Source organism: Curtobacterium sp. SORGH_AS_0776, assembly GCF_031453355.1.
Taxonomy (GTDB): domain Bacteria; phylum Actinomycetota; class Actinomycetes; order Actinomycetales; family Microbacteriaceae; genus Curtobacterium.
In genome coordinates this window covers 2417170-2438296 of record NZ_JAVIYU010000001.1, presented here as the reverse complement: position 1 = coordinate 2438296, position 21127 = coordinate 2417170, and the positions used below count along the sequence as shown (strand labels likewise).

18 protein-coding genes, 2 tRNA genes and 1 pseudogene are annotated in these 21127 nt (G+C 71.3%); 7 read left to right on the top strand and 14 right to left on the bottom strand.

Annotation, left to right across the window (positions count from 1 at the left end):
* Positions 1-5: 5 nt before the first annotated feature.
* Both QE359_RS12045 and QE359_RS12040 read right to left on the bottom strand, forming a co-directional pair.
* Positions 6-950, bottom strand: coding sequence for an alpha/beta fold hydrolase (locus QE359_RS12045; RefSeq protein WP_309779326.1), 945 nt, complete (start codon positions 948-950; stop codon positions 6-8).
* A gap of 53 nt (positions 951-1003) precedes the next feature.
* Complete coding sequence (locus QE359_RS12040) at positions 1004-1492, bottom strand: peroxiredoxin (protein WP_070418722.1); 489 nt, start codon at positions 1490-1492, stop codon at positions 1004-1006.
* Between the two features lie 244 nt (positions 1493-1736).
* Between QE359_RS12040 and aceE the strand changes: the two genes are divergently transcribed.
* From aceE to QE359_RS12010, 6 genes and pseudogenes are all read left to right on the top strand, one after another.
* On the top strand, positions 1737-4481 hold the full coding sequence (aceE, locus tag QE359_RS12035; RefSeq protein WP_070418721.1) for a pyruvate dehydrogenase (acetyl-transferring), homodimeric type: 2745 nt from the start codon (positions 1737-1739) through the stop codon (positions 4479-4481).
* Positions 4482-4488: 7 nt separating this feature from the next.
* The gene (locus QE359_RS12030) at positions 4489-5715 is read left to right on the top strand and encodes a CdaR family transcriptional regulator (protein WP_070418720.1); all 1227 of its coding nucleotides are present in this window, start codon (positions 4489-4491) and stop codon (positions 5713-5715) included.
* A 106-nt stretch (positions 5716-5821) separates the two neighbouring features.
* Positions 5822-6764 (top strand): annotated as a pseudogene (locus QE359_RS12025) (ACP S-malonyltransferase).
* Positions 6761-7816 (top strand): beta-ketoacyl-ACP synthase III, encoded by a 1056-nt coding sequence (locus tag QE359_RS12020; protein ID WP_070418718.1) that lies wholly within the window; start codon positions 6761-6763, stop codon positions 7814-7816. The pseudogene QE359_RS12025 and the gene QE359_RS12020 overlap by 4 nt, the downstream one beginning before the upstream one ends.
* Before the next feature lie 114 nt (positions 7817-7930).
* Positions 7931-8179, top strand: coding sequence for an acyl carrier protein (locus QE359_RS12015; protein WP_022903951.1), 249 nt, complete (start codon positions 7931-7933; stop codon positions 8177-8179).
* 251 nt (positions 8180-8430) lie between these two features.
* Complete coding sequence (locus QE359_RS12010) at positions 8431-9675, top strand: beta-ketoacyl synthase (protein WP_070418717.1); 1245 nt, start codon at positions 8431-8433, stop codon at positions 9673-9675.
* A 191-nt stretch (positions 9676-9866) separates the two neighbouring features.
* Here QE359_RS12010 and QE359_RS12005 read toward each other — a convergent pair whose 3' ends face one another.
* The 6 genes from QE359_RS12005 to QE359_RS11980 form a co-directional block, all read right to left on the bottom strand.
* Positions 9867-10367 carry a DUF3145 domain-containing protein gene (locus QE359_RS12005; RefSeq protein ID WP_071294840.1) on the bottom strand — a complete coding sequence of 167 codons (501 nt, stop codon included), beginning with the start codon at positions 10365-10367 and terminating at the stop codon, positions 9867-9869.
* Between the two features lie 147 nt (positions 10368-10514).
* The gene (locus QE359_RS12000) at positions 10515-11315 is read right to left on the bottom strand and encodes a DUF1684 domain-containing protein (protein WP_309779325.1); all 801 of its coding nucleotides are present in this window, start codon (positions 11313-11315) and stop codon (positions 10515-10517) included.
* A complete protein-coding gene (locus tag QE359_RS11995; RefSeq protein WP_229085312.1) occupies positions 11312-12448 on the bottom strand; it encodes an AI-2E family transporter in 1137 nt (378 codons plus the stop codon). The genes QE359_RS12000 and QE359_RS11995 overlap by 4 nt, the downstream gene beginning before the upstream one ends.
* Positions 12449-12503: 55 nt before the next feature.
* Positions 12504-12578: transfer RNA gene (locus QE359_RS11990), tRNA-Ile, on the bottom strand.
* A 13-nt stretch (positions 12579-12591) separates the two neighbouring features.
* Complete coding sequence (locus tag QE359_RS11985; protein ID WP_071301896.1) at positions 12592-13803, bottom strand: glycosyltransferase; 1212 nt, start codon at positions 13801-13803, stop codon at positions 12592-12594.
* A 113-nt stretch (positions 13804-13916) separates the two neighbouring features.
* A complete protein-coding gene (locus tag QE359_RS11980; RefSeq protein WP_181015106.1) occupies positions 13917-14828 on the bottom strand; it encodes a DMT family transporter in 912 nt (303 codons plus the stop codon).
* 39 nt (positions 14829-14867) lie between these two features.
* Here QE359_RS11980 and def point away from each other — a divergent pair, with 39 nt between their 5' ends.
* Complete coding sequence (gene def / locus QE359_RS11975; RefSeq protein ID WP_071294837.1) at positions 14868-15443, top strand: peptide deformylase; 576 nt, start codon at positions 14868-14870, stop codon at positions 15441-15443.
* A 124-nt stretch (positions 15444-15567) separates the two neighbouring features.
* Here def and QE359_RS11970 read toward each other — a convergent pair whose 3' ends face one another.
* The 6 genes from QE359_RS11970 to QE359_RS11945 all read right to left on the bottom strand — a co-directional run bounded on the left by QE359_RS11970 (position 15568) and on the right by QE359_RS11945 (position 21125).
* Positions 15568-16056 carry a hypothetical protein gene (locus QE359_RS11970; RefSeq protein WP_070418713.1) on the bottom strand — a complete coding sequence of 163 codons (489 nt, stop codon included), beginning with the start codon at positions 16054-16056 and terminating at the stop codon, positions 15568-15570.
* Positions 16057-16144: 88 nt separating this feature from the next.
* Positions 16145-16217: transfer RNA gene (locus QE359_RS11965), tRNA-Asn, on the bottom strand.
* A gap of 100 nt (positions 16218-16317) precedes the next feature.
* Positions 16318-17337, bottom strand: a complete 1020-nt coding sequence (locus QE359_RS11960; protein ID WP_309779324.1) for a D-isomer specific 2-hydroxyacid dehydrogenase family protein — start codon at positions 17335-17337, stop codon at positions 16318-16320.
* Entirely contained in the window at positions 17334-18266 is a 933-nt protein-coding gene (locus QE359_RS11955; RefSeq protein WP_070418712.1) for an ATP-binding cassette domain-containing protein, read from the bottom strand. Before QE359_RS11955 ends, QE359_RS11960 begins: the two co-directional genes overlap by 4 nt.
* Positions 18267-18414: 148 nt before the next feature.
* Positions 18415-20133, bottom strand: a complete 1719-nt coding sequence (locus QE359_RS11950) for an ABC transporter ATP-binding protein (protein ID WP_229085309.1) — start codon at positions 20131-20133, stop codon at positions 18415-18417.
* Positions 20130-21125, bottom strand: coding sequence for an ABC transporter permease (locus QE359_RS11945; RefSeq protein WP_309779323.1), 996 nt, complete (start codon positions 21123-21125; stop codon positions 20130-20132). Before QE359_RS11945 ends, QE359_RS11950 begins: the two co-directional genes overlap by 4 nt.
* Between the last annotated feature and the right edge of the window lie 2 nt (positions 21126-21127).

The window sequence follows — 21127 nt, the reverse complement described above, 5'->3', positions numbered from 1 at the left end:
GGAGCCTACGACGGACGTGCGGACCGGACGAGGTCGAGCGTGCGCGCCACCGCGGTCGGGTGCTCGACGTGGGCGAAGTGCCCGCAGTCGTCGAGCAGCACCGTCCGGACGTCGGGCAGGAGGCCTCGGAGCGCCGCGAGGTCGGACACTCGGGCGAACACATCGTCCCGCCCGGCGATCGCCGTGACCTGGCACGTCACGCCGCGCCAGCGGTCCAGGTCGTAGGCGGCCGCGGCACGAGCGGCTCCGGTGAAGCCGGCCGGACGGAGCTCGTCGACGAACGCCTCGAGCACGCTCGGGTCAAGCCGGCGTACGTGCGAGAAGACGGGAGCGGCGAGGACGGGCAGGAGGCCGATCGTCCGGAGTCCGCGCAGGAGCGGCCGTGCCGTCTCCCCGGTGATCGCGAGGCCTGCCCGCAGCAGCGTGAACGCGGGGAGCGTCAGGAGCCCGCGCACGGGGTGCCGGGACGCTCCGGCGGTCGCCACGGTCGTGCCGGAGACGAGCGCGACGGAGCGCACGCGTCCGGGTGCCACGACGGCCAGGTGCATGCCGACGAAGGCACCCATCGAGTGCCCGACGACGTCGACGTCCGGGACCGCGAGGGCGTCGAGCACCGTGGTCAGCACCGACGCCGCCCGGTCGACCCCGAGCGGCTCGAGCGGTGCGGGTGACGCGCCCCAGCCCGGCAGGTCGACGAGCACGAGACCGCGGTCGTCGATGCCGTCCGCCGCCGACAGGAGCGGGGTCCACGTGGTCCACGACCCGGCGACCCCGTGCAGCAGGAGCAGCGCGGCGGGGCCGGGCCGGTGGTGCACGACGACCGGGCCGACGTCGGTCGGGACGACGGTGCGCTGCAGGCCCCACCGGTCGGCGTCTGCGGTGATCGGGAACGGCGCGTACGGCTCGGCGGTGACCACCCGCGCGGGTGGGCGGTCGTCGACGGCGTGCACCGTGCCTCCAGTCCGCGACGCGTCGTGCGTCGCCTCAGGACGTGTTCGGAACGCTAGCCGACGGGGACTGGTGCGGCGCAGGCCGCCAGGCGGTCGAGCGCGGCCTTGTACTCCGTCACGTCACGGGCGACGCCCGGCTCGGAGATGATCGAGGCCTTGATGCGGCCCTGCACGTCGATGACGAAGGTCGCGCGGGTGGCGAAGCCCTTGTGCTCGAGGAAGACGCCGTACTCCTTCGAGACGGCGCCGTGCGGCCAGAAGTCCGCGAGGAGCTCGAAGTCGTAGCCGTTCGACTCGGCGAACGATCGGAGCGTCGCCTTCGAGTCGACCGAGATGCCGACGAGCTCGACGCGCTGGTCCTGGAACATCGCGATGTTGTCCTGGAGGGCGCAGAGCTCGTTGGTGCAGGTCGACGAGAACGCGAGCGGGAAGAAGACCAGCGCGACCGGGCGGACGCCACGGAAGTCGCTGAGGCGGACGTGCTCCCCGAACTGGTTCGGGAGTTCGAAGTCCGGCGCGAGCGAGCCGATCTCCAGTGCCATCAGTGCGTTGCTTCTTCCTCGGGCGTGGGGTGTGCCCGGTGTCCTCGCGCACGCACGGGTCGCGTGTGCACGATCGGCAATCGTACGCCGACGTCACCCGAATGCAAGCACCTGTCCACCCACACGTCACCATCAGCCTCTGGGTCGGTGCGGGGGCCTAGAGTGGTCGGGGCCCCATCCGGTCGTGACCCGACCAACCGGTGGCCCGCCATGTCCACCACCACGAGAACGAACGAGGTCAAGGGTGACGGTGAACGACCAGGACCCGTACAGCCACGGCAGCAGCGACCAGGACCCGGAGGAGACCGCCGAATGGCGTGAGTCCCTCGACGGGCTGGTGCAGACCCACGGCCACCAGCGTGGCCGCGAGATCATGCTGAGCCTGCTCAAGCGGTCCAAGGAACTGCACCTCGGTGTGCCGATGGTCCCGACCACGGACTACGTGAACACCATCGCGCCGGAGAACGAGCCCGAGTTCCCGGGCGACGAGGAGCTCGAGCGCCGCTACCGCCGGTGGATCCGGTGGAACGCCGCGATCACCGTGCACCGCGCGCAGCGCCCCGGGATCGCGGTCGGCGGCCACATCTCGACCTACGCGTCGAGCGCCGCCATGTACGAGGTCGGCTACAACCACTTCTTCCGCGCGCAGGACCACCCGTCCGGCGGCGACCAGGTGTTCTTCCAGGGGCACGCGTCCCCCGGCATGTACGCCCGCGCCTACATGGAAGGGCGCCTCGGCGAGGACCAGCTCGACGGCTTCCGGCAGGAGAAGTCCCACGCCGGCGGCGGACTCTCGTCCTACCCGCACCCGCGCCTCATGCCGCACTTCTGGCAGTTCCCGACCGTGTCGATGGGCATCGGCCCGATCAACGCGATCTACCAGGCGCAGCAGGCGAAGTACCTCTCCAACCGCGGCATCAAGGACGCCTCCGACCAGCAGGTCTGGGCGTTCCTCGGCGACGGCGAGATGGACGAGGTCGAGTCGCGCGGACAGCTCCAGGTCGCCGCGAACGACGGCCTCGACAACCTGAACTTCGTGATCAACTGCAACCTGCAGCGTCTCGACGGTCCGGTCCGCGGCAACGGCAAGATCATCCAGGAGCTCGAGGCGTTCTTCCGCGGTGCGGGCTGGAACGTCATCAAGGTCGTCTGGGGCCGCGAGTGGGACGACCTGCTCGCCCGCGACACCGAGGGCGCGCTCCTCAACCTGATGAACCAGACGCCGGACGGCGACTACCAGACGTACAAGGCCGAGAACGGCGCGTACGTCCGCGAGAACTTCTTCGGGCGCGACCCGAAGGCGCTCGAGCTGGTCAAGGACTACACGGACGACCAGATCTGGAACCTCAAGCGCGGTGGGCACGACTACCGCAAGGTCTACGCCGCGTTCAAGGCCGCGACCGAGCACAAGGGCCAGCCGACCGTCATCCTCGCGAAGACGGTCAAGGGCTACGGCCTCGGCCCGAGCTTCGAGGGGCGCAACGCGACGCACCAGATGAAGAAGCTCACGCTCGACAACCTCAAGCAGTTCCGCGACGAGATGCGCATCCCGATCACGGACGCACAGCTCGAGGAGAACCCCTACACGCCGCCGTACTACCACCCCGGGAACGACGACGAGGCGATCCAGTACATGCACGAGCGCCGGCGTGAGCTCGGCGGGTACGTGCCGGAGCGTCGCACCAAGTACACGTCGATCACCCTCCCCGAGGACTCGAAGTACCAGGTCGTCAAGAAGGGCTCCGGCAAGCAGGAGATCGCCACCACCATGGCGTTCGCCCGACTGCTGAAGGACCTGCTCCGCTCCCCCGACTTCGGCGACCGCGTGGTGCCGATCATCCCCGACGAGGCACGCACGTTCGGCATGGACGCGTACTTCCCGACGGCGAAGATCTACAACCCGAACGGCCAGCACTACACGTCGGTCGACCGTGAGCTCCTCCTCGCCTACAAGGAGAGCCCGCAGGGACAGATCATCCACGTCGGCATCAACGAGGCGGGCGCCCTCGCGGCGTTCACCGCGGTCGGCACCTCGTACTCGACGCAGGGCGAGCCGCTCATCCCGGTCTACGTCTTCTACTCGATGTTCGGGTTCCAGCGCACCGGCGACGCCATCTGGGCCGCCGGCGACCAGATGACCCGTGGCTTCATGATCGGCGCCACCGCCGGTCGCACGACGCTCACGGGCGAGGGCCTGCAGCACGCCGACGGCCACTCGCTGCTCCTCGCGACGACGAACCCCGCCGTGGTGTCCTACGACCCCGCGTACGGCTACGAGATCGGGCACATCGTCCAGGCCGGCCTCGACCGGATGTACGGCACGAACGAGGACGGCAGCGCGAAGCACGCCGACCCGAACGTCATGTACTACCTGACGGTCTACAACGAGCCGATCGTCCAGCCGGCCGAGCCCGAGGGCATCGACGTCGACGGCATCGTCAAGGGCATGTACCTGCTCAACCGCAGCGAGCACGACGGCCCGAAGGCCCAGCTGCTCGCGTCGGGTGTCGCCGTGCCGTGGATCCTCGAGGCGCAGCAGCTCCTCGCCGAGGACTGGGGCGTGTCGGCCGACGTCTGGAGCGTCACGAGCTGGGGCGAGCTGTACCGCGACGGTCTCGACGCGGAGCAGCACGCCTTCCTCAACCCGAACGAGGCACCGCGCACCCCGTACGTGACCGAGCGACTGCTCGGCACCGAGGGCCCGGTCGTCGCGGTGAGCGACTTCATGCACGCCGTGCAGGAGCAGATCCGCCCGTTCGTCCCGACCGACTACGCCACCCTCGGCGCCGACGGCTTCGGCTTCTCGGACACCCGTCCGGCAGCGCGCCGCTTCTTCCACATCGACGGCCCCTCGGTCGTCGTGCGGACGCTGCAGCAGCTCGCGAAGCAGGGCAAGGTCGACGGCGCGCTCGTCCAGCAGGCGATCGACAAGTACCGCCTCCACGACGTGACCGCCGGCACCACGGGCAGCGCGGGCGGCGAGAGCTGATCAGCGAGTGACGTCGGTCCGACCGGACTCCGAGAGCCAGGAGAGCGCGCGCGAGCGGGCGCTCTCCTGGCTCCGTCAGGTGTCCGGGGAACTCTCCACCGCCACCATCAAGCGGCTCGAGGACACCCTCCCCTGGTACAGCGAGATGCCTCCGGGCCGACGCTCCGCCGTGGGGCTCGTGGCCCAGGCGGGCATCACCTCGTTCATCAGCTGGCTCGAGGGCACCGCGTCGACCCCGTGGATCGCCGCGGCGGACGTCTTCGGCTCCGCGCCGCGGGAACTCCTGCGCTCGGTGAGCCTGCAGCAGACGCTCCAGCTCATCCGCGTGGTCGTCACCGTGGTCGAGGAACGCGCCAAGGACGACGAGATGCTGCAGGAGGCGATCCTCAAGTACTCGCGGGACATCGCCTTCGCGGCCGCCGACGTCTACGCCCGCGCGGCCGAGGCCCGTGGGCTGTGGGACGCCCGGCTCGAGGCCCTCGTGGTCGACTCCATCCTGTCGGGCGAGTACGACGACGAACTCCCGTCGCGCATCGCGGCCCTCGGCTGGCACGGTCACGGCGAGGTCGCGGTCCTGGTCGGCAACGCGCCGAAGCAGCTCGAGGTCGACCAGATCCGTCGAACCGCGCGGCACATGGACGCCGACGTGCTCATCGGCGTGCAGGGCTCCCGCCTCGTCGTGGTGATCGGCCGTGCCACGCCGCGCGACGACGTCCCCGAGGGCGAGGAGCCGGTGTCCTTCACCGCCATCGCCCAGGCGCTCGAACCCTCGTTCGGCGAGGGACACCTCGTCCTCGGCAACGAGGTGCCCGGCGTCGTCGACGCGTCCACCAGCGCGAAGGGCGCCCTCGCCGGCTTCGCGGTCGCGCGGGCCTGGCGCGGTGCTCCTCGTCCGGCCCTGGCCGACGACCTGCTCCCGGAACGCGCCCTCGCCGGCGACCCGCTCGCCCGGTCCGCTCTCGTGCAGCGCATCTACGTGCCGCTCAAGGACCAGTCGACGGAGCTCCTGCAGACACTCTGGTGCTACCTCGACACCGGCCGGTCGCTCGAAGCCACGGCGCGCGAGCTGTTCGTGCACCCGAACACGGTGCGCTACCGGCTCCGCCGCGTGGCGGACATCATCGGGTGGGACGCCACGCACGCGCGGGACGCCCTCATCGTGCAGTCGGCGCTCATCCTCGGCGCCATGTCCGAGTCGACCGCCGGGCGGCGTCGCATCCCGCACCGCCGGTGAGCGACGTCCTATGCCGCATCGTCGCTAGGAAATGCACAATGTCGAGCGGTCATCGCTGTGGGAAGCCCACACGGGTGCGGCGCGGGCCGACGGGCAGGATTGTCCGGTGATCGTCGTCGTCGCGCCCGGACAGGGCTCCCAGACCCCCGGCTTCCTCGCCCCCTGGCTCGAGGACGCCACCGTCCGTGACCGCGTGGGGGCGTGGTCCGAGGCCATCGGCGTCGACCTCGCCGCCCACGGCACCGAGTCCGACGCCGAGACCATCAAGGACACGGCGCTCGCGCAGCCGCTCATCGTCGCCGCCGGTCTCATCACGGCCGACGCCCTGCTCGCCGACGGCCGCCGTGCCCTCGTGGGCGGGGTCGCCGGCCACTCGGTCGGCGAGTTCACCGCCGCCGGGGTCGCCGGGATCCTCGAGCCGACCGACGCCGTCGCCCTCGTCGCCGAACGCGGCCGGGCGATGGCGGACGCCGCCGCGCTCGAGCCCACGTCGATGGCCGCCGTCCTCGGTGGGGACGCCGACGCCGTCGCCGCCGCGCTCGAGGCGAACGGCCTCGTCCCCGCGAACCACAACGGCGGCGGTCAGACCGTCGTCGCCGGTCCCGCCGACGCGATCGCCGCCCTCGCCCGCCGACCCGCCCGCGAAGGCCCGCGTGATCCCCCTCGCCGTGGCCGGTGCGTTCCACACCCGGTACATGGCGTCCGCCGTCGAGCGTGTCGCCCCGGTCGCCGCCGCCGCGACCGTGCAGGACCCGTCGCTGCCGATCTGGACGAACGCCGACGGTTCCCGTGTCGACGACGGTCGTCGCTTCGTCGACCTCATGGTCCAGCAGATCCAGAGCCCCGTGCACTGGGACGCCGTGATGGAGTCCTTCGCGGCCGCCGGTGTCACGGGCATCATCGAACTCGCACCCGCCGGTGCCCTCGTCGGCCTGGCGAAGCGCGGTCTGCGCGGGACGCCGACCGTCGCGATCAAGACCCCCGACGACCTGCCCGCAGCGATCGACCTGCTGCAGAGCGCGGGCCAGGAAGCAGACGCAACCGCATGACCGACGCACCCATCCCGACCACCGCGACCGAGGGGACGGAGCCGACCCGCGCCTCCCGTCCGCTGCTGCAGCAGCGTCGCGGCCACGAGTTCACCCGCATCCTGGCCTTCGGCGCCGCCCGCGGTGAGAACGCCGTGCCGAACGACGACCTCGTCGGGCCGATCGACTCCTCCGACGAGTGGATCCGCCAGCGCACCGGGATCATCACCCGCATGCGCGCCGGCAAGGACGTCGAAGCGGTCGACCTCGCCGAGGCCGCCGCGCTCGACGCGATCGCCAAGGCGGGCCTGACGCCGGACCAGATCGGCGTCGTGCTCGTGAGCACCGTGACCCACACCGTCGCCACGCCGTCGATGGCGTCCCTGCTCGCCGAGCGCATCGGTGCGGCGCCCGCCGCGGCCTACGACATCAGCGCCGCGTGCGCCGGGTACGCGTACGGCATCGCCCAGGCGGACTCGTTCGTGAAGTCCGGCATCGCCGACCACGTGCTGGTCGTCGGTGCCGAGAAGCTCAGCGACATCGTCGACCCGACCGACCGCTCGATCTCGTTCCTGCTCGGCGACGGTGCCGGAGCGGCGATCGTCGGCCCGAGCGACTTCCCCGGGATCGCCCCGACGATCTGGGGTTCCGACGGGTCGAAGTGGGACGCGATCGGCATGACCTCGACCTACAACGAGTGGGAAGCGGGGGCCGCGCGGCCGACGATACGGCAGGCCGGTCAGACCGTGTTCCGCTGGGCCGTCTGGGAGATGGTCAAGGTCGCCCGTGAGGCGCTCGAGTCCGCCGGCATCCAGCCGTCCGACCTCGCCGCGTTCGTGCCGCACCAGGCGAACATCCGCATCATCGACGAGTTCGCGAAGCAGCTCGGCCTGCCCGAGTCCGTCGTGATCGCGCGCGACATCACCACCACCGGCAACACCTCGGCCGCGAGCATCCCGCTCGCCACGCACCGCCTGCTCGAGGAGAACCCCGAGCTCTCCGGCGGCCTCGCCCTGCAGATCGGCTTCGGCGCCGGCCTCGTCTTCGGCGCCCAGGTCGTCGTCCTCCCCTAGCCCATCCCGGCCACGCACCCGCGCGGCCACCCTCCGACGAGCCTCCGGGCACGCGACCGCTGCGTGCCCTAGGCTGGTCCACGGTCAAACGACACCCCCTCAAGGAGAATCCCCATGGCCCTGTCCAACGAAGAAGTCCTCGCCGGCCTGGCCGAGCTGATCAACGACGAGACCGGCATCGCGACCGACACCGTCGCGGCCGACAAGTCGTTCACCGACGACCTCGACATCGACTCGATCTCGATGATGACCATCGTCGTCAACGCCGAAGAGAAGTTCGACGTCAAGATCCCCGACGAAGAGGTCAAGAACCTCAAGACCGTCGGCGACGCCGTCGACTACATCGTCAAGGCCCAGGCCTGACGCGAGCTTCCTGAGCGCCGCGGCCCCGGCGGACCGACCGCGGGCCGCGGCGCTCATCTCGTCCACCGGACCGACACTCGTCGGTCCACACAGGTCCGGCGTTCGTCGGGCCGCCCCGGTCCGGCGTTCGTCGGGCCGCCCCGGTCCGGCGTTCGTCGGGCCGCCCCGGTCCGGCGTTCGTCGGGCCGCCCCGGCTCCGTCCGGCACCGCCACGAGCGGTCGGACGTCCTCACGAAAGAACACGTCGTTCCATGACCAACAAGACCGTCGTCGTCACCGGGATCGGTGCGATCACGCCCCTCGCCGCGACCGCCCCGGACACGTGGGACGCGCTGCTCGCCGGCACGTCCGGCATCACCCGCATCGAGGACCCGCGCTACGCCGAGCTCGAGCTCCCCGTCGAGTTCGCCGGCCAGGCGCGCCGGTTCCTCACCGACCAGCTGACCCGCCCCGAGTCGAAGCGCCTCGACCCCTCGTCGCAGCTGTCGCTCGTCGCCGCGCGCGAGGCCTGGGCCGACGCCGGCATCGACGCCGAGACCGTCGTCCCCGAGCGCCTCATCGTCGACTGGGCCACCGGCATCGGCGGCGTCAACACCCTGCTCGACGCGTGGGACACCCTGCGTGAGAAGGGGCCCCGTCGCGTCCTGCCGATGACGGTCCCGATGCTCATGGCGAACGGCCCGGCCGCCGCCATCGAGATGGAGTTCGGCGCCCGCGGCGGCGCCCGCACCTACCTCTCGGCGTGCGCGTCCTCGACCGAGTCCCTCGCCGAGGCCTACCGCCACGTCGCCACCGGCGAGGCCGACATCGTCATCACCGGCGGCGCCGAGGCCGCCCTGCACCCGCTGCCCCTCGCGGCGTTCGCGTCGATGCAGGCACTCTCCCGCCGCAACGACTCCCCCCAGACCGCATCGCGTCCGTACGACGTCACGCGCGACGGCTTCGTGCTCGCGGACGGCGCCGCGGCGCTCATCCTCGAGACCAAGGAGCACGCCGAGGCCCGCGGTGCGACGATCTACGCCGAGGTCGCCGGCGCCGGCATCACCTCGGACGCGTTCCACATCACCGCGCCGGACCCCGAGGGCAGTGCCGCTGCCCGGGCCGTCCTGCAGGCGCTCGAGCACGCCGGTGCCGCGCGCGAGGACGTCGTGCACGTCAACGCGCACGCCACCTCGACCCCGGTGGGCGACGTCGCCGAGTACCACGCAATGCGCCGCGTGTTCGGCGACCACCTCGACAACGTCGTGGTGTCCGCCACGAAGGCGTCGACGGGGCACCTCCTCGGTGGTGCCGGTGCGATCGAGGCCGCGTTCACCGCCCTCGCGCTGCACAACCGCGTCGCGCCGCCGACGATCAACCTCACCCAGCAGGACCCGGAGATCGTGATGGACGTCGCCACGGCGCCGCGCGAGCTCCCGCAGGGCGACCTGCTCGCGGTGAGCAACTCGTTCGGGTTCGGTGGGCACAACGCCGTGGTCGCGTTCCGGAGCGTCTGAGCCCGGCCCGTCGGTCCTGCGGCCCGTGGCGTGTGGCCGCGTCCGTTCGCCGAGACTCGGCCCCGCGGACGGTTTCGCGGCTCCGGAAGCGCGAAACTGTCCGCCGAGGCGAGACTCGGCGCGGGCGGCCGCGGACGCACGAACGCCGCCCCGAGGGGCGGCGTTCGTGACGGAGGGAACGGCTCGGCAGGTCAGCCGACGCGGTGCAGCCAGACGACCGGGTTGCCCTCGGCGGCGTGGCGGAACGGTTCGAGTTCGTCGTCCCACGCCTGACCCAGGGCGAGTCGGAGCTCGCGGTGGAGTTCGAGGGCGTTGCTGCCCGCCACCTCCATCGCGTAGCGGACGCGGTCCTCGGGGACGACCATGTTGCCGGTGACGTCGGTCTGCGCGTAGAACACCCCGAGGTCGGGCGTGTGCATCCAGCGGCCGCCGTCCGACTCGGAGGTGGGTTCCTCGGTGACCTCGTACCGGAGGTGCTCCCAGCCGCGCAGGGCCGAGGCGATCGCCGCACCCGTACCGACGGAACCGGTCCAGGTGAACTCGGTCCGACGGGCGCCGTCCTGTGCGGGCTGGTCGAGCCACGAGAAGTTCACGGCGCGACTCATGGCGCGACCTGCCGCCCATTCGACGTGCGGGCAGAGCGCGCGTGGTGAGGAGTGCACGTAGAGCACCCCGGTGGTCGTTCCGTTCACGATTCCTCCGATTCGTCAGGTGCGACTTCCCCATCGACCTGAACTGGAGGTTCTCGTTTCGGAACCATCGATATCCGATTGTGATGTCCTTGCGGACACGCCCATTATGCAGGCTGCGCGCTGGGAACACCAGGCACCGCGACAGAGTCAGTGGAAGACGTGCCCCGATGCGTCGAGCGGGTGCCGCTCCCCCGCGGTGACCGGCACCGGGATCCGGTTCTCGGCGGGCGGGATCGGGCAGGCGAACTGATACGAGAACGCGCACGGCGGCAGGACGAGGAGGTTCCAGTCCAGCTCGACGTCGGCAGCGACACCGGGGTCGTCGAGGTACAGGAACCGGCCCATCGAGTAGGTGCTGCCGGGATCGTCCTCGGGCAGGGCGCTCGTGGCGTCCTGCACGATGAGCTGCAGCCGTGCGGCGCCTCGGAAGGCCGCGGAGCGGACCGCCACCAACCGGACGGCCGATCCGCCCAGGGTGGTCTCGACGTGTCCGGCGACCTCGAGCGGATCGCCGGCTGCGTCGACGACGCTCGCCGCGCCTCCCGGGACACCCGGCGTGTACCTGCCGGACGTGACCCACGCGGCGGAGTGGCCGAACCGGGCGATGTGGGCGAAGCGGGCGATCGCGTCGGACGCCGGGTCCCACACGCGCAGCGTGCCGCGGGAGACGGTGCCGGCGAGGCCGTCCGGGAAGGCGACGACCGACGGGACGACCGCCTCGTCGCCGGCGACGAGCACGGTGTCGTCCACCGGGTCGCCGTCGACGACCACCCCGTCAGCCGCGTCGGCGGTGACCGTCAGGCCGCCGGGTGCCGGTGCCCACTGCCCCGGGACCGGCCACACGGGCTGCGCGTGGTCGACACGCTGGGCGTTCACGAGCGCGAGCGGACCCCGAGCGCTGGTCGCCCAGCGGTCACGGTCGGCGACGTGCTCGTCGAAGGCGGTCACGACTGCTCTTGGCGGGGGTAGATGACCTTCTGGACGATGATGATCACCGACGCGGCGACCGGCAGGGCCACGAGCGCGCCGAGCACCCCGCCGATGGTCCCGCCCGCGACCGCTGCGATGACGACGAGGGCGCCGGGGACCTGCACGGCGCGCGACATGATCCGCGGCGAGATCACGTACGCCTCGACCTGCATGTACACGAGGTAGTAGATCGCGGCGGCGAGGGCCGTCGCGGGCGAAGCGAACAGGCACAGCAGCGAGATGACGATGGCCGACGCGAGCGTGCCCACGAGTGGGATCAGCGACCCGAGGAAGGCGAACGACGCCAGCAGCACGGGCAGCGGAGCACCGATGATGAGCAGGAACACCAAGCTGAGGATGCCGTTGATGAGTGCCTGGGAGATCTGCCCGACGACGTAGCGACCGACCGCCTGGGTGATCTGCTCGCTGACGTCGATGAAGTTCTCGCGACGGGACGCCGGGACGAAGCGGTAGGTCATCGACTTCATGCCGCGCATCGACGCGAGGAAGTAGAGCATCAGGATGATGACGATGACGGCGCCCGTGAGACCGGTCAGGATCCCGCTGCCGACCGCGAGGATCCCGCCGCCGAGGCTCAGCAGGTTGCCGGGGTTCTCGACGAAGGACTGCACGGACTGCAGCGCGTGGTCGATGTCGAACGACCCCGACAGCTGGTCGGAGAGGTTCTGCACCCACTCCTGCCTCGAGATGTCCTGCACGATGTCGGGGAAGTTCTGGATGAGGTTCGTCGCCTGCTGGACGAGGATCGGCACGACCGCGAACACCACCCCGGCGAACGCGGCGAGGACCCCGACGACCACGACTGTGATGGCCACCCAGCGCGGCACGAACCGTTCGAGGAAGGACACCAGCGGGTCGATGCCGAGCGCTAGGAACAGCGCGACGCCGACGTAGACGAGCACGGTGGAGAGCTCGTTGACGATCGCCCCCGCGACGACGGCGACGAGCACGCCGAGCGCACCCATGAAGCCGATCCGGAAGGCGTTCACGCGCACGCCGGTGCCACCACGGGTCACCTCGAACGTCACGTTGGGCGTCGGGCTGTGGTCGTCCTGTTGCTGCTGCGTGTCGCGCTTCCTCGGGAGGTGCACGCGGGGCGGGTGCGGTCGCTTGCTGTTGCTCGAACCCGCGTCGGCTTTTGACATGTAGGGCGGGCGGGACTTGAACCCGCGAATCGTTCGGTTATGAGCCGACTGCCTTGACCAGCTTGGCTACCGCCCCGTGCCGGGGACCGTCAGGCCACCGGTTCCCCACGATACAGCGACTCGAACGTCGAGAGCGTGCGGTTGATGTCGTGTGCCTCGATCATCGCCAGGCTGCGGTCGCGCATCGTGACGTAGTCCTCGTCCGACGCGGTCAGCACCGCCGTGAGCTTCGCCGCGAGGTCGTGCTCGTCACCGGGGGTGAAGAGGTAGCCGTTGCCGTCGATGAGGTGCGGGAGCGCCATCGAGTCCGCCGCGACGACGGGGAGGCCGGAGGCCATGCCCTCGAGCGAGGCGATGCTCTGCAGCTCGGCGGTGGAGGGCATCGCGAACACGGTCGAGTTGGTGAGCGCCTGCTGCTTGACCTCGTCCGAGACGAAGCCGAGGAACCGGACGCGGTCCTCGAGCCCGAGCTCCTTCGCCTGCTGCCGGAGCTTGGGGATCATCTCGCCGTCGCCGACGATCGTCAGCGTGGCTCCGAGCTCGGACGGCAGCAGCGCGAGGGCCTTCACGAGGACGTCGAGGTTCTTCTCGGGTGCGACCCGACCGACGAAGACGATGTCGTTGTTGGCAGGCCGCCCCTCGCGTGCGACGTACCGCGTGGCGTCGATCCCGCACGAGATCGCCAGGACCCGCTGCCCGGCGATGGCCCGGCGCAGGTAGTCGGCGGCGAGGTTCGTCGGGGTCGTGATCGCGTCGGCGAGCCGGTAGGTCTTGGCGGCGTCGTTCCAGGCGATCTTCACCGCGATCGGCACCGTGCGCTTGCCGAACGGCGTGTACTCGAGGAGGTTCTCGGGCATGAAGTGGTTCGTAGCGATCACCCGGATGCCGCGCGCGTGCGCCTCGGGCACCATGCCCCGGCCGACGACGACGTGCGACTGGATGTGCAGGACGTCGGGCTGGAACGCGTCGAGGATCGGGGCGGTCCACTTCTTCACGCTCCACGGCCACACGAAGCGCAGCCACGCGTGCAGCGGCCACTTGTAGGACTTCAGGCGGTGCACGACGAGGGTCACGCCGTGGAGCTCCTCGTCGAAAGTGCCGTAGTGGCGGCTCGCCGCCGGGGCGACGATCTGGACCTCGTGCCCGCGTTCGGCCAGGCCGACGGCGAGCTGCTCGGCGAAGGTCGCGGCTCCGTTGACGTCGGGTGCGAAGGTGTCCGCTGCGATGAGGACGCGCAGCGGTCGTCGACCGCCCGTCGCACCCGTCGGTCCGGCGGTGGCGGTGGTGGCGTCGTCTGACACGGCTGGCGTCGTCCTCTCGTGGGCGATTGCTGGTCGTTCGACGACGCTACCGCACGCCGCTCGGGCTGCGCGTCCGCCTCGCGGTGGACGCCGTCACCCCACGGGACGACGGCTCAGGAGCGGGTCTGCGGGTGGTGCTTGGCGAGGAGGAACACCCCGGTGATCGCGATCGCGGCGGCGACGACGAAGCCGAAGACGGCGAAGACCGGGGCGCCGGCGGCCTCGCCGAGGACGATCACCCCGATGCCGACGGCGACGATCGGGTCGATGACCGTCAGCCCCGCGATCACGAGGTCGGCCGACCCGCTCGAGTACGCGTTCTGCACGAAGTACCCGCCCAGCGAGGCGGCGACGACCACCCCGACGATCGCGAGCACGGTCAGCCAGTCGAACGTGCCGTTCACGAACCGGTTGAGCACGACCTTGGCCAGCGTCGCGACGAACCCGTAGAGGACGCCGGCGCCGACGATGTAGTACAGCGCGTTCTTGTGCTTCGCGACGAGGCGGAACGACACCAGCACGAGCACCAGCACCACGGCCAGGATCACGAGCACGGTGACGAGCTGTCGGCTCGTGATCGCGCTCTCGTGCCCGACGAAGGCCGCGATGCCGACGAAGATGCCGACGCCGATGATGCACGTCCAGACCGCTCGCCGTGCCCGACGGCCGAGCGGCACCCCGGAGGACCGCGACGAGAACCAGGTCGTGATCACGAGGGCCACGGCGCCGAGCGGCTGCACGACGATGAGCGGCGCGTACGTGATGCTCACCAGCTGCAGGACCACGGCGATGCCGAGCATGAGCGTGCCGAGCACCCAGTAGCCGCTCGAGACCAGCCCGACGACGTGCCGGACGCTGAGGCCCTTCGACTGCCGACCGAGCCGCGCTTCCACCCGCTGCACCCCGCGGCTCTGGAACTGCGCCCCCAGTGAGAGGAACACGGCCCCGATGAGCGCGACGGGGATCATGAGCGCCTGGAACGGCGTGAGGTTCACCGCGTCGGGCAGCTGGAGGTCCGTCGTCACGCGTCGAGGCTACCGTTCCCCGCCGGATAACCTGGGTGAATGGCCGTTCTCCCGATCCGCATCACCGGCGAACCCGTCCTGCACGAGCGTGCAGCCGAGGTCACCGACTTCGACGACGACCTGCGATCGCTGGTCGCCGACATGTTCGAGACGATGGACCTCGCACCCGGGGTCGGACTGGCCGGCCCGCAGGTCGGCGTCGGCAAGCGGCTTTTCGTGTACTCATGGACCGATGATGACGAGGTCCTCCACCGCGGCGTCGCGGTGAACCCCGTCCTGTGGACGACCCCCGCCGTTCCCGAGGCTGTGGAGGAGCTCGACGAGGACGAGGAGTCCGAGGGCTGCCTCTCGGTCCCGGGCGAGCGGTTCCCGCTCCGCCGCTCCGAAGGCGCGCTGCTCCGTGCCGTCGACGAGCACGGCACGCCGTTCGAGGTCGAGGCCCACGGCTGGCTCGCCCGCATCTTCCAGCACGAGTACGACCACCTCGACGGGTACCTCTACGCGGACCGGCTCGTGCACCCGTACGGCAAGCAGGTCGCGAAGGCCATCAGGAAGAACAGCTGGGGCGGGCCGGGCAAGTCCTGGCTGCCCGGGCGCGACCACCCCGAGGGCTGACGGCGGCGGACCGCGTCGGCTCGGGCCCGGTGAGCGGGGACGCATGGCGAGGGCCCGGTCAGCGGGGACGCAAGGCGAGGGCCCGGTCAGCGGGGACGCAAAGGGAGGGCCCAGGAGGCGCGGCTCACCCTCGCCAGGCAGCGATCGCGTCCCGCAGGTGCTCGGTCTCCGGATGCCCCGGGCAGTACTCGAGCAGACCGGCCGCGACGTGCGCCTCGGCCGACGAGTCGACGGAGGCCGCCCACGGCCCGGTCCCCCGCACCGCGCAGGTGGTCGCGAGTTCCTCGAGCGTGGCGTCCCCCTCGGCGGCGTCGACCGCGGAGCGCTGCTGCGTCGACATCTCGGTGCCGGTGATCCGCTGCGCCCGGCAATCGGTGCGCTCGTCGTCCCACACGGCGGAGTAGGTGGTGTACGTCTCGGAGCGGTCCGACGTCCCCACGTCGCAGACGAACGCGAAGACGATCGGCGCCGTGCCGGACACCGCGACGCCCGAGGTGGCGGTGGTGTCGAGCGAGTCGCCCGGCTCGGACTCCGCGCCGGTCGTGCACCCCACGAGGCCGATCGCCGCGGCCGCGACGACGCCCGCGGCGAGGGCTCGGCGCACGGTGATCACCTGTGAACGCTAACAGCTTCCGGCCATGCGTCCGCTGCGAGCTCCGACGCCACGCAAAAGGCCCCCACCCGAAGGTGGGGGCCGTTCGCTCCCCGAGTTGGACTCGAACCAACAACCTGCCGGTTAACAGCCGGCTGCTCTGCCAATTGAGCTATCGAGGATCACTGTCCGCTGGCGAATGTCGTGCGAACAACGGGTAACAGCATAGCAGCACCCGGGAGCGACCCCGCGCATCCGCCACGCATCCCGGGCGTGCCGCGCTCAGTACCCCGCGACCGGGTCCACCACGCCGACGAAGCCCTCGCCTGCCCCGCCGAGGAACGCCACGGTGTTCACCCGCACGCGCTCGGCGAGCAGCGGCGCCACCATCTCCGGCGTGTCGGCCTGGTGCGGCGTGATGATCGCGCCCGGCTCGTCCCAGAGCGGGTGCCCGTCGGGCAACGGCTCCGGGTCGGTGACGTCGAGTCCGGCCGCCGCGATCGCACCGCTGCGCAGGGCGTCCACGAGCGCGGAGGTGTCGACCAGTCCCCCACGGGCGATGTTCACGAGCCGTGCCGACGGCTTCATGATCGCGAACTGCGCGGGCCCGAACAGCTTCGCGGTCCCCGAGGTCATCGCCGCGGCGATCATGACCACGTCGGCATCGGGCAGGACGTCGTCGAGCTGGTCGGTCGTGACGGTCCGTTCCGCCCCGGGAACCGGCGAGGACGACCGGCGCACCACGGTGACCGAGACCTCGAACGGCGCGAGCAGGCGGATGTACTCCAGCGCGATGCCACCCGCGCCGATGACGACCACGTTCCGACCGTAGAGCGAGACACCCTCGGGCTCGGTCGCCCACGACCGCGCACGGGCACGCTTCTGCAGCACCCGCAGCGTCCCGAGCGTCAGCGCGAGGGCGTGCTCGGCGACGGGCTCGGCGTACGCGCCCTTGGCCGAGGTGAACAGCACCCGGTCGCCGTGCTCGGCGATCAGCGAGGCGAAGGCGTCTACGCCGGCGAACGGTAGCTGGACCCAGCCGATGGACGGTGCGCCGTCGAGCGCGTCGGCGAGTCCCGCGGGATCGCGAGGGTCGAGCCACACGAGTCCGGCGGTGTCCGCCCCGAGCGGAGCGACGGTCCCACCGGCTGCGGCGACGGCGTCCTCGTGGAGGGCGGTGCCGTCCCCGGCGGGCAGGATCGCGATCGGGCCGGCGGTCGGCGGGGCGACCGGCAGCTCGGCACCCGCGTCGGTCACCACGGCCCGGTGCCCGCGCACCCCCGACGACGCATCCGCGCTCATGCGTTCTCCTGCCGCTCCGCGCGCGGGCCGGTGCCGGCGGCGACCGGCCGACGCGGCGCCGAGGACCGACGGGGTGCGGCCGACGCCGGCTGCCGACGCTTCACCGGACGGGCCGCCGTCGACGCGAGCGTCTTGACGTAGGGGTCGACGGGGTTGTCGAGGACCTCGTCGAAGGTGCCGAGGCCGACGAGCCGGCTCTCGGCCATGATCGCCACCCGGTCGGCCAGTGCCCGGGCCTCGCGCAGGTCGCTCGACACCACGACCGCCGAGAACTGCCGGTTCCGCTGCAGGGTCGCCAGCGCCTCGAGCACCGACTGCCGCACGAGCACGTCGACGCCGCGGGCGGGTTCGTCGGCGACGAGCAGCTGGGGCTCGAGCACGAGCGCCTTCGCGAGCGCGACGCGCTGCCGCTGCCCGCTCGAGAGCTCCCACGTGTTGAGTCGCATCACCCCGAGCGGCAGGTGCACGGCGTCGACCAGGCGGGCGACGATGAGGCCGGCCTCCTTCCGGTCGAACCGGCGGTCACGGGCGTAGATCGGTTCCGCGATCGCCTCGCCGACGGTGAGGTCCGGGCTGAGCCGGTCCGCGCCGTCCTGCGGCAGGTAGCCGATGCGGCCGCTGAGCCGCTCGAGCTTGCGGGACGTCGGTCGGAGCCCGCGCGTCTTCTGCCCGAGCACCGTGAGTTCGCCCCCGACGATGTGCCGACGGTGGGCGCCGTCGCCCTCGCCGGTGGTGCCGAGCTGGCCGGCGATCGCCGCGGCGAACGTCGACTTGCCGGACCCGGACTCGCCGAGCACGGCCAGGATCTCCCCCTGACGGACCGTGAGGCTCACGCCGTCGACGGCCCGGATCGCATCCGTCCCCCGTCCGCTCCGGTACTCGATCGACACGTCGTCCGCGACGACCGCCGGTCCGTTGACCGCGATCATGGGTCCCCTTCCACGCCGCCCCCTGGCGGCGGTTCGCGACGGACCGGGCTGCACCGACCGTCGTGCGTGTTGCGGTGGAGGTGACCGTCCAGGAGGCGCGGCGTGCGTCGTCGACGTCGGCCGCGCCTCCGGGGATGGTCGCGTCGGGTCAGGACCCGGCGTTCTCCAGTTCCACAAGCGTACGCCGTCGCTCAGCCTGTTCCGCCGGATCCGGCACCGGGAGTGACGCCAGGAGACGCTGCGTGTACGGGTGCTGCGGCGAGCCGAGGACCTCGGCCGTGGTGCCCGTCTCGACCAGGTCGCCGCGGTAGAGCACGGCGATCCGGTCGGAGAGCGCGCCGACCACGGCGAGGTCGTGGCTGATGAACAGCGACGCGAACCCGAGGTCCTGCTGCAGCTCGAGGAACAGCTCGAGCACGCGCGCCTGGACGGACACGTCGAGCGCACTCGTCGGCTCGTCGGCGATGAGGAGCTTCGGCCGGAGCGCGAGCGACCGTGCGAGCGACGCGCGCTGCCGCTGGCCGCCGGACAGCTCGTGCGGGTACCGGTCGCCGTAGGCCGCCGGGAGCTGCACGGCCTCGAGCAGTTCGCCGACACGCTTCCGGGCGGCACGCGGGCTCGACACCTCGCCGTGCACGACGAGCGGTTCCGCGACGCACTCCGAGATCGTGAGCAGCGGGTTGAACGAGGTCGCCGGGTCCTGGAAGACGAACCCGATGTCCTTGCGGTGCCGCTTGAAGTCGCGTTCGCGGTATCCGAGCATCTCGGTGCCGAGTACCTCGAGCGACCCGCCGGTGATCTTCGTCAGGCCGGCGATCGCGCGGCCGATGGTCGTCTTGCCGGAGCCGGACTCCCCCACGAGGCCGAGGACCTCGCCGGGACGGATGTCGAGGTCGACGCCCTTGACCGCCTTGAACGCGTGCGACCCGAGCCGGCCCGGGTACTCGATCTCGAGCCCGCGTGCGCGGACGAGCGGCTCGACGTCGTCACTGATCGCCGCACGGCGGGCGACCCCGGTGGAGGCCTCGAGCCGGGGCACGGCGGCGAGCAGGCGCTTCGTGTAGTCGGCCTGCGGCGCCGCGAACAGCTCGGCGACCGGGGCCTCTTCGACGACCTCGCCCTGGTACATCACGGCGACGCGGTCGGCCAGGTCGGCGACGACACCCATGTTGTGCGTGATGATGACGATCGCCGCGCCGAACTCGTCGCGGCACCGGCGGAGCAGGTCGAGGATCTCCGCCTGGACCGTCACGTCCAGGGCGGTGGTCGGCTCGTCGGCGATGATCACCGACGGTTCGAGGGCGAGCGCGCTCGCGATGACGACGCGCTGCTTCTGACCGCCGGAGAACTGGTGCGGGTAGTGGTCGACCCGGGTCTCGGGATCGGGGATGCCGACGCGGCGGAGGTAGTCGATCGCCTTCGCGCGGGCCTCCTTCGCGGAGACGCCGCCGTGGGCCCGGAGCCCCTCGGCGATCTGCCACCCGACCGTGAAGACCGGGTTCAGCGCCGTGGAGGGCTCCTGGAACACCATCGCGCCGGCGGTGCCGCGCAGGCTTCGGAGCTTCTGCGCACCGACCGTCACGACGTCCGTGCCGTCGAGGAACACCGCACCGCCGAGCGTCGCCGTCTCCGGCATGAGGCGCAGGATGCTCCGCGCCGTGACGGACTTGCCCGAGCCGGACTCGCCGACGAGGGCGAGGACCTCGCCGGGGCGGACGTCGATGCTGACGCCCTTGACCGCGTCGACGGCACCGCCGTCGGTCGCGAAGGTGACGGTCAGGTCGTCGACGACGACGACCGGTTCCGTCGTGGTGTCGCCTGCCTGGAGGCGCGTGGAGGCGCGGGACTGGTTGGTCGCGTCCGTCATGCGGTCGCCCCTTCCGTGCTGGCCGTCTGCTTGCGGGACACCAGCTGCTTGAGCCGGCGTCGCGCACGCAGGCGCGGGTCGGAGATGTCGTTGAGGCTCTCACCGATGAACGTCACGCCGAGGACGAGCACCACGATCGCGACACCCGGGAAGACGCCGGTCCACCAGACGCCGCTCGCGACGTCGGACAGCGCGCGGCTGAGGTCGTAGCCCCACTCCGCGCCGCTGGTCGGGCCGATGCCGAAGCCCAGGAACCCGAGGCCCGCGAGTGTCAGGATCGCGTCGCTCGCGTTCAGCGTGAGGATCAGCGGGAGGGAGCGCGTCGAGTTCCGCAGCACGTGCCGGGTCATGATGCGCCACGGGTTGGTGCCCATCACCCGCGCGGACTCGACGAACGCCTCGTTCTTGAGCCGCACGGCCTCGGCGCGGACGACCCGGAAGTACTGCGGGACGTACACGACCGTGATCGAGATCGCCGCGGCGATGATGCCGCCCGCGTAGCTCGAGTTGCCGCCGGAGATCACGATCGAGACGACGATCGCGAGGAGCAGGGACGGGAACGCGTAGATCGCGTCCGCCACCACGACGAGGATCCGGTCGAGCCAGCCGCCGATGTAGCCGGAGACCATGCCGAGCAGGACGCCGATGATGATCGACACGACGACGGCCACGATGACCACGAGCACCGCGGTCCGGGCGCCGTAGACGACGCGGCTGAAGACGTCGAAGCCGCCGACGGTCGTGCCCCAGATGTGCGTGGCGCTCGGTGCACCGGTGCGCGGGAAGCTCTGCCCGTCGGCGCCCTGCAGCTGGCCGAAGCCGTACGGGGCGATGAGCGGTGCGGCGATCGCGACGAGGAGGTACAGCGCGCAGATGACCACGCCGGTGATGAGCATGGCGCGCTGCCAGCCCGTGCTCCGACGGAGCTGCAGCACGACGGGCAGCCGCTTCCAGAGCGGCTCGTGGCGGTCGACGAGGGAGGTGTCAGCCATCT

Bases quoted from the DNA above. Each gene is read 5' to 3' on its own strand.
- QE359_RS12040 (WP_070418722.1), bottom strand. From the start codon at position 1,492: ATGGCACTGGAGATCGGCTCGCTCGCGCCGGACTTCGAACTCCCGAAC.
- QE359_RS12020 (WP_070418718.1), top strand. From the start codon at position 6,761: ATGACCGACGCACCCATCCCGACCACCGCGACCGAGGGGACGGAGCCG.
- QE359_RS12015 (WP_022903951.1), top strand. From the start codon at position 7,931: ATGGCCCTGTCCAACGAAGAAGTCCTCGCCGGCCTGGCCGAGCTGATC.
- QE359_RS12010 (WP_070418717.1), top strand. From the start codon at position 8,431: ATGACCAACAAGACCGTCGTCGTCACCGGGATCGGTGCGATCACGCCC.
- def (WP_071294837.1), top strand. From the start codon at position 14,868: ATGGCCGTTCTCCCGATCCGCATCACCGGCGAACCCGTCCTGCACGAG.
- QE359_RS11960 (WP_309779324.1), bottom strand. From the start codon at position 17,337: ATGAGCGCGGATGCGTCGTCGGGGGTGCGCGGGCACCGGGCCGTGGTG.
- QE359_RS11955 (WP_070418712.1), bottom strand. From the start codon at position 18,266: ATGATCGCGGTCAACGGACCGGCGGTCGTCGCGGACGACGTGTCGATC.
- QE359_RS11950 (WP_229085309.1), bottom strand. From the start codon at position 20,133: ATGACGGACGCGACCAACCAGTCCCGCGCCTCCACGCGCCTCCAGGCA.
- QE359_RS11945 (WP_309779323.1), bottom strand. From the start codon at position 21,125: ATGGCTGACACCTCCCTCGTCGACCGCCACGAGCCGCTCTGGAAGCGG.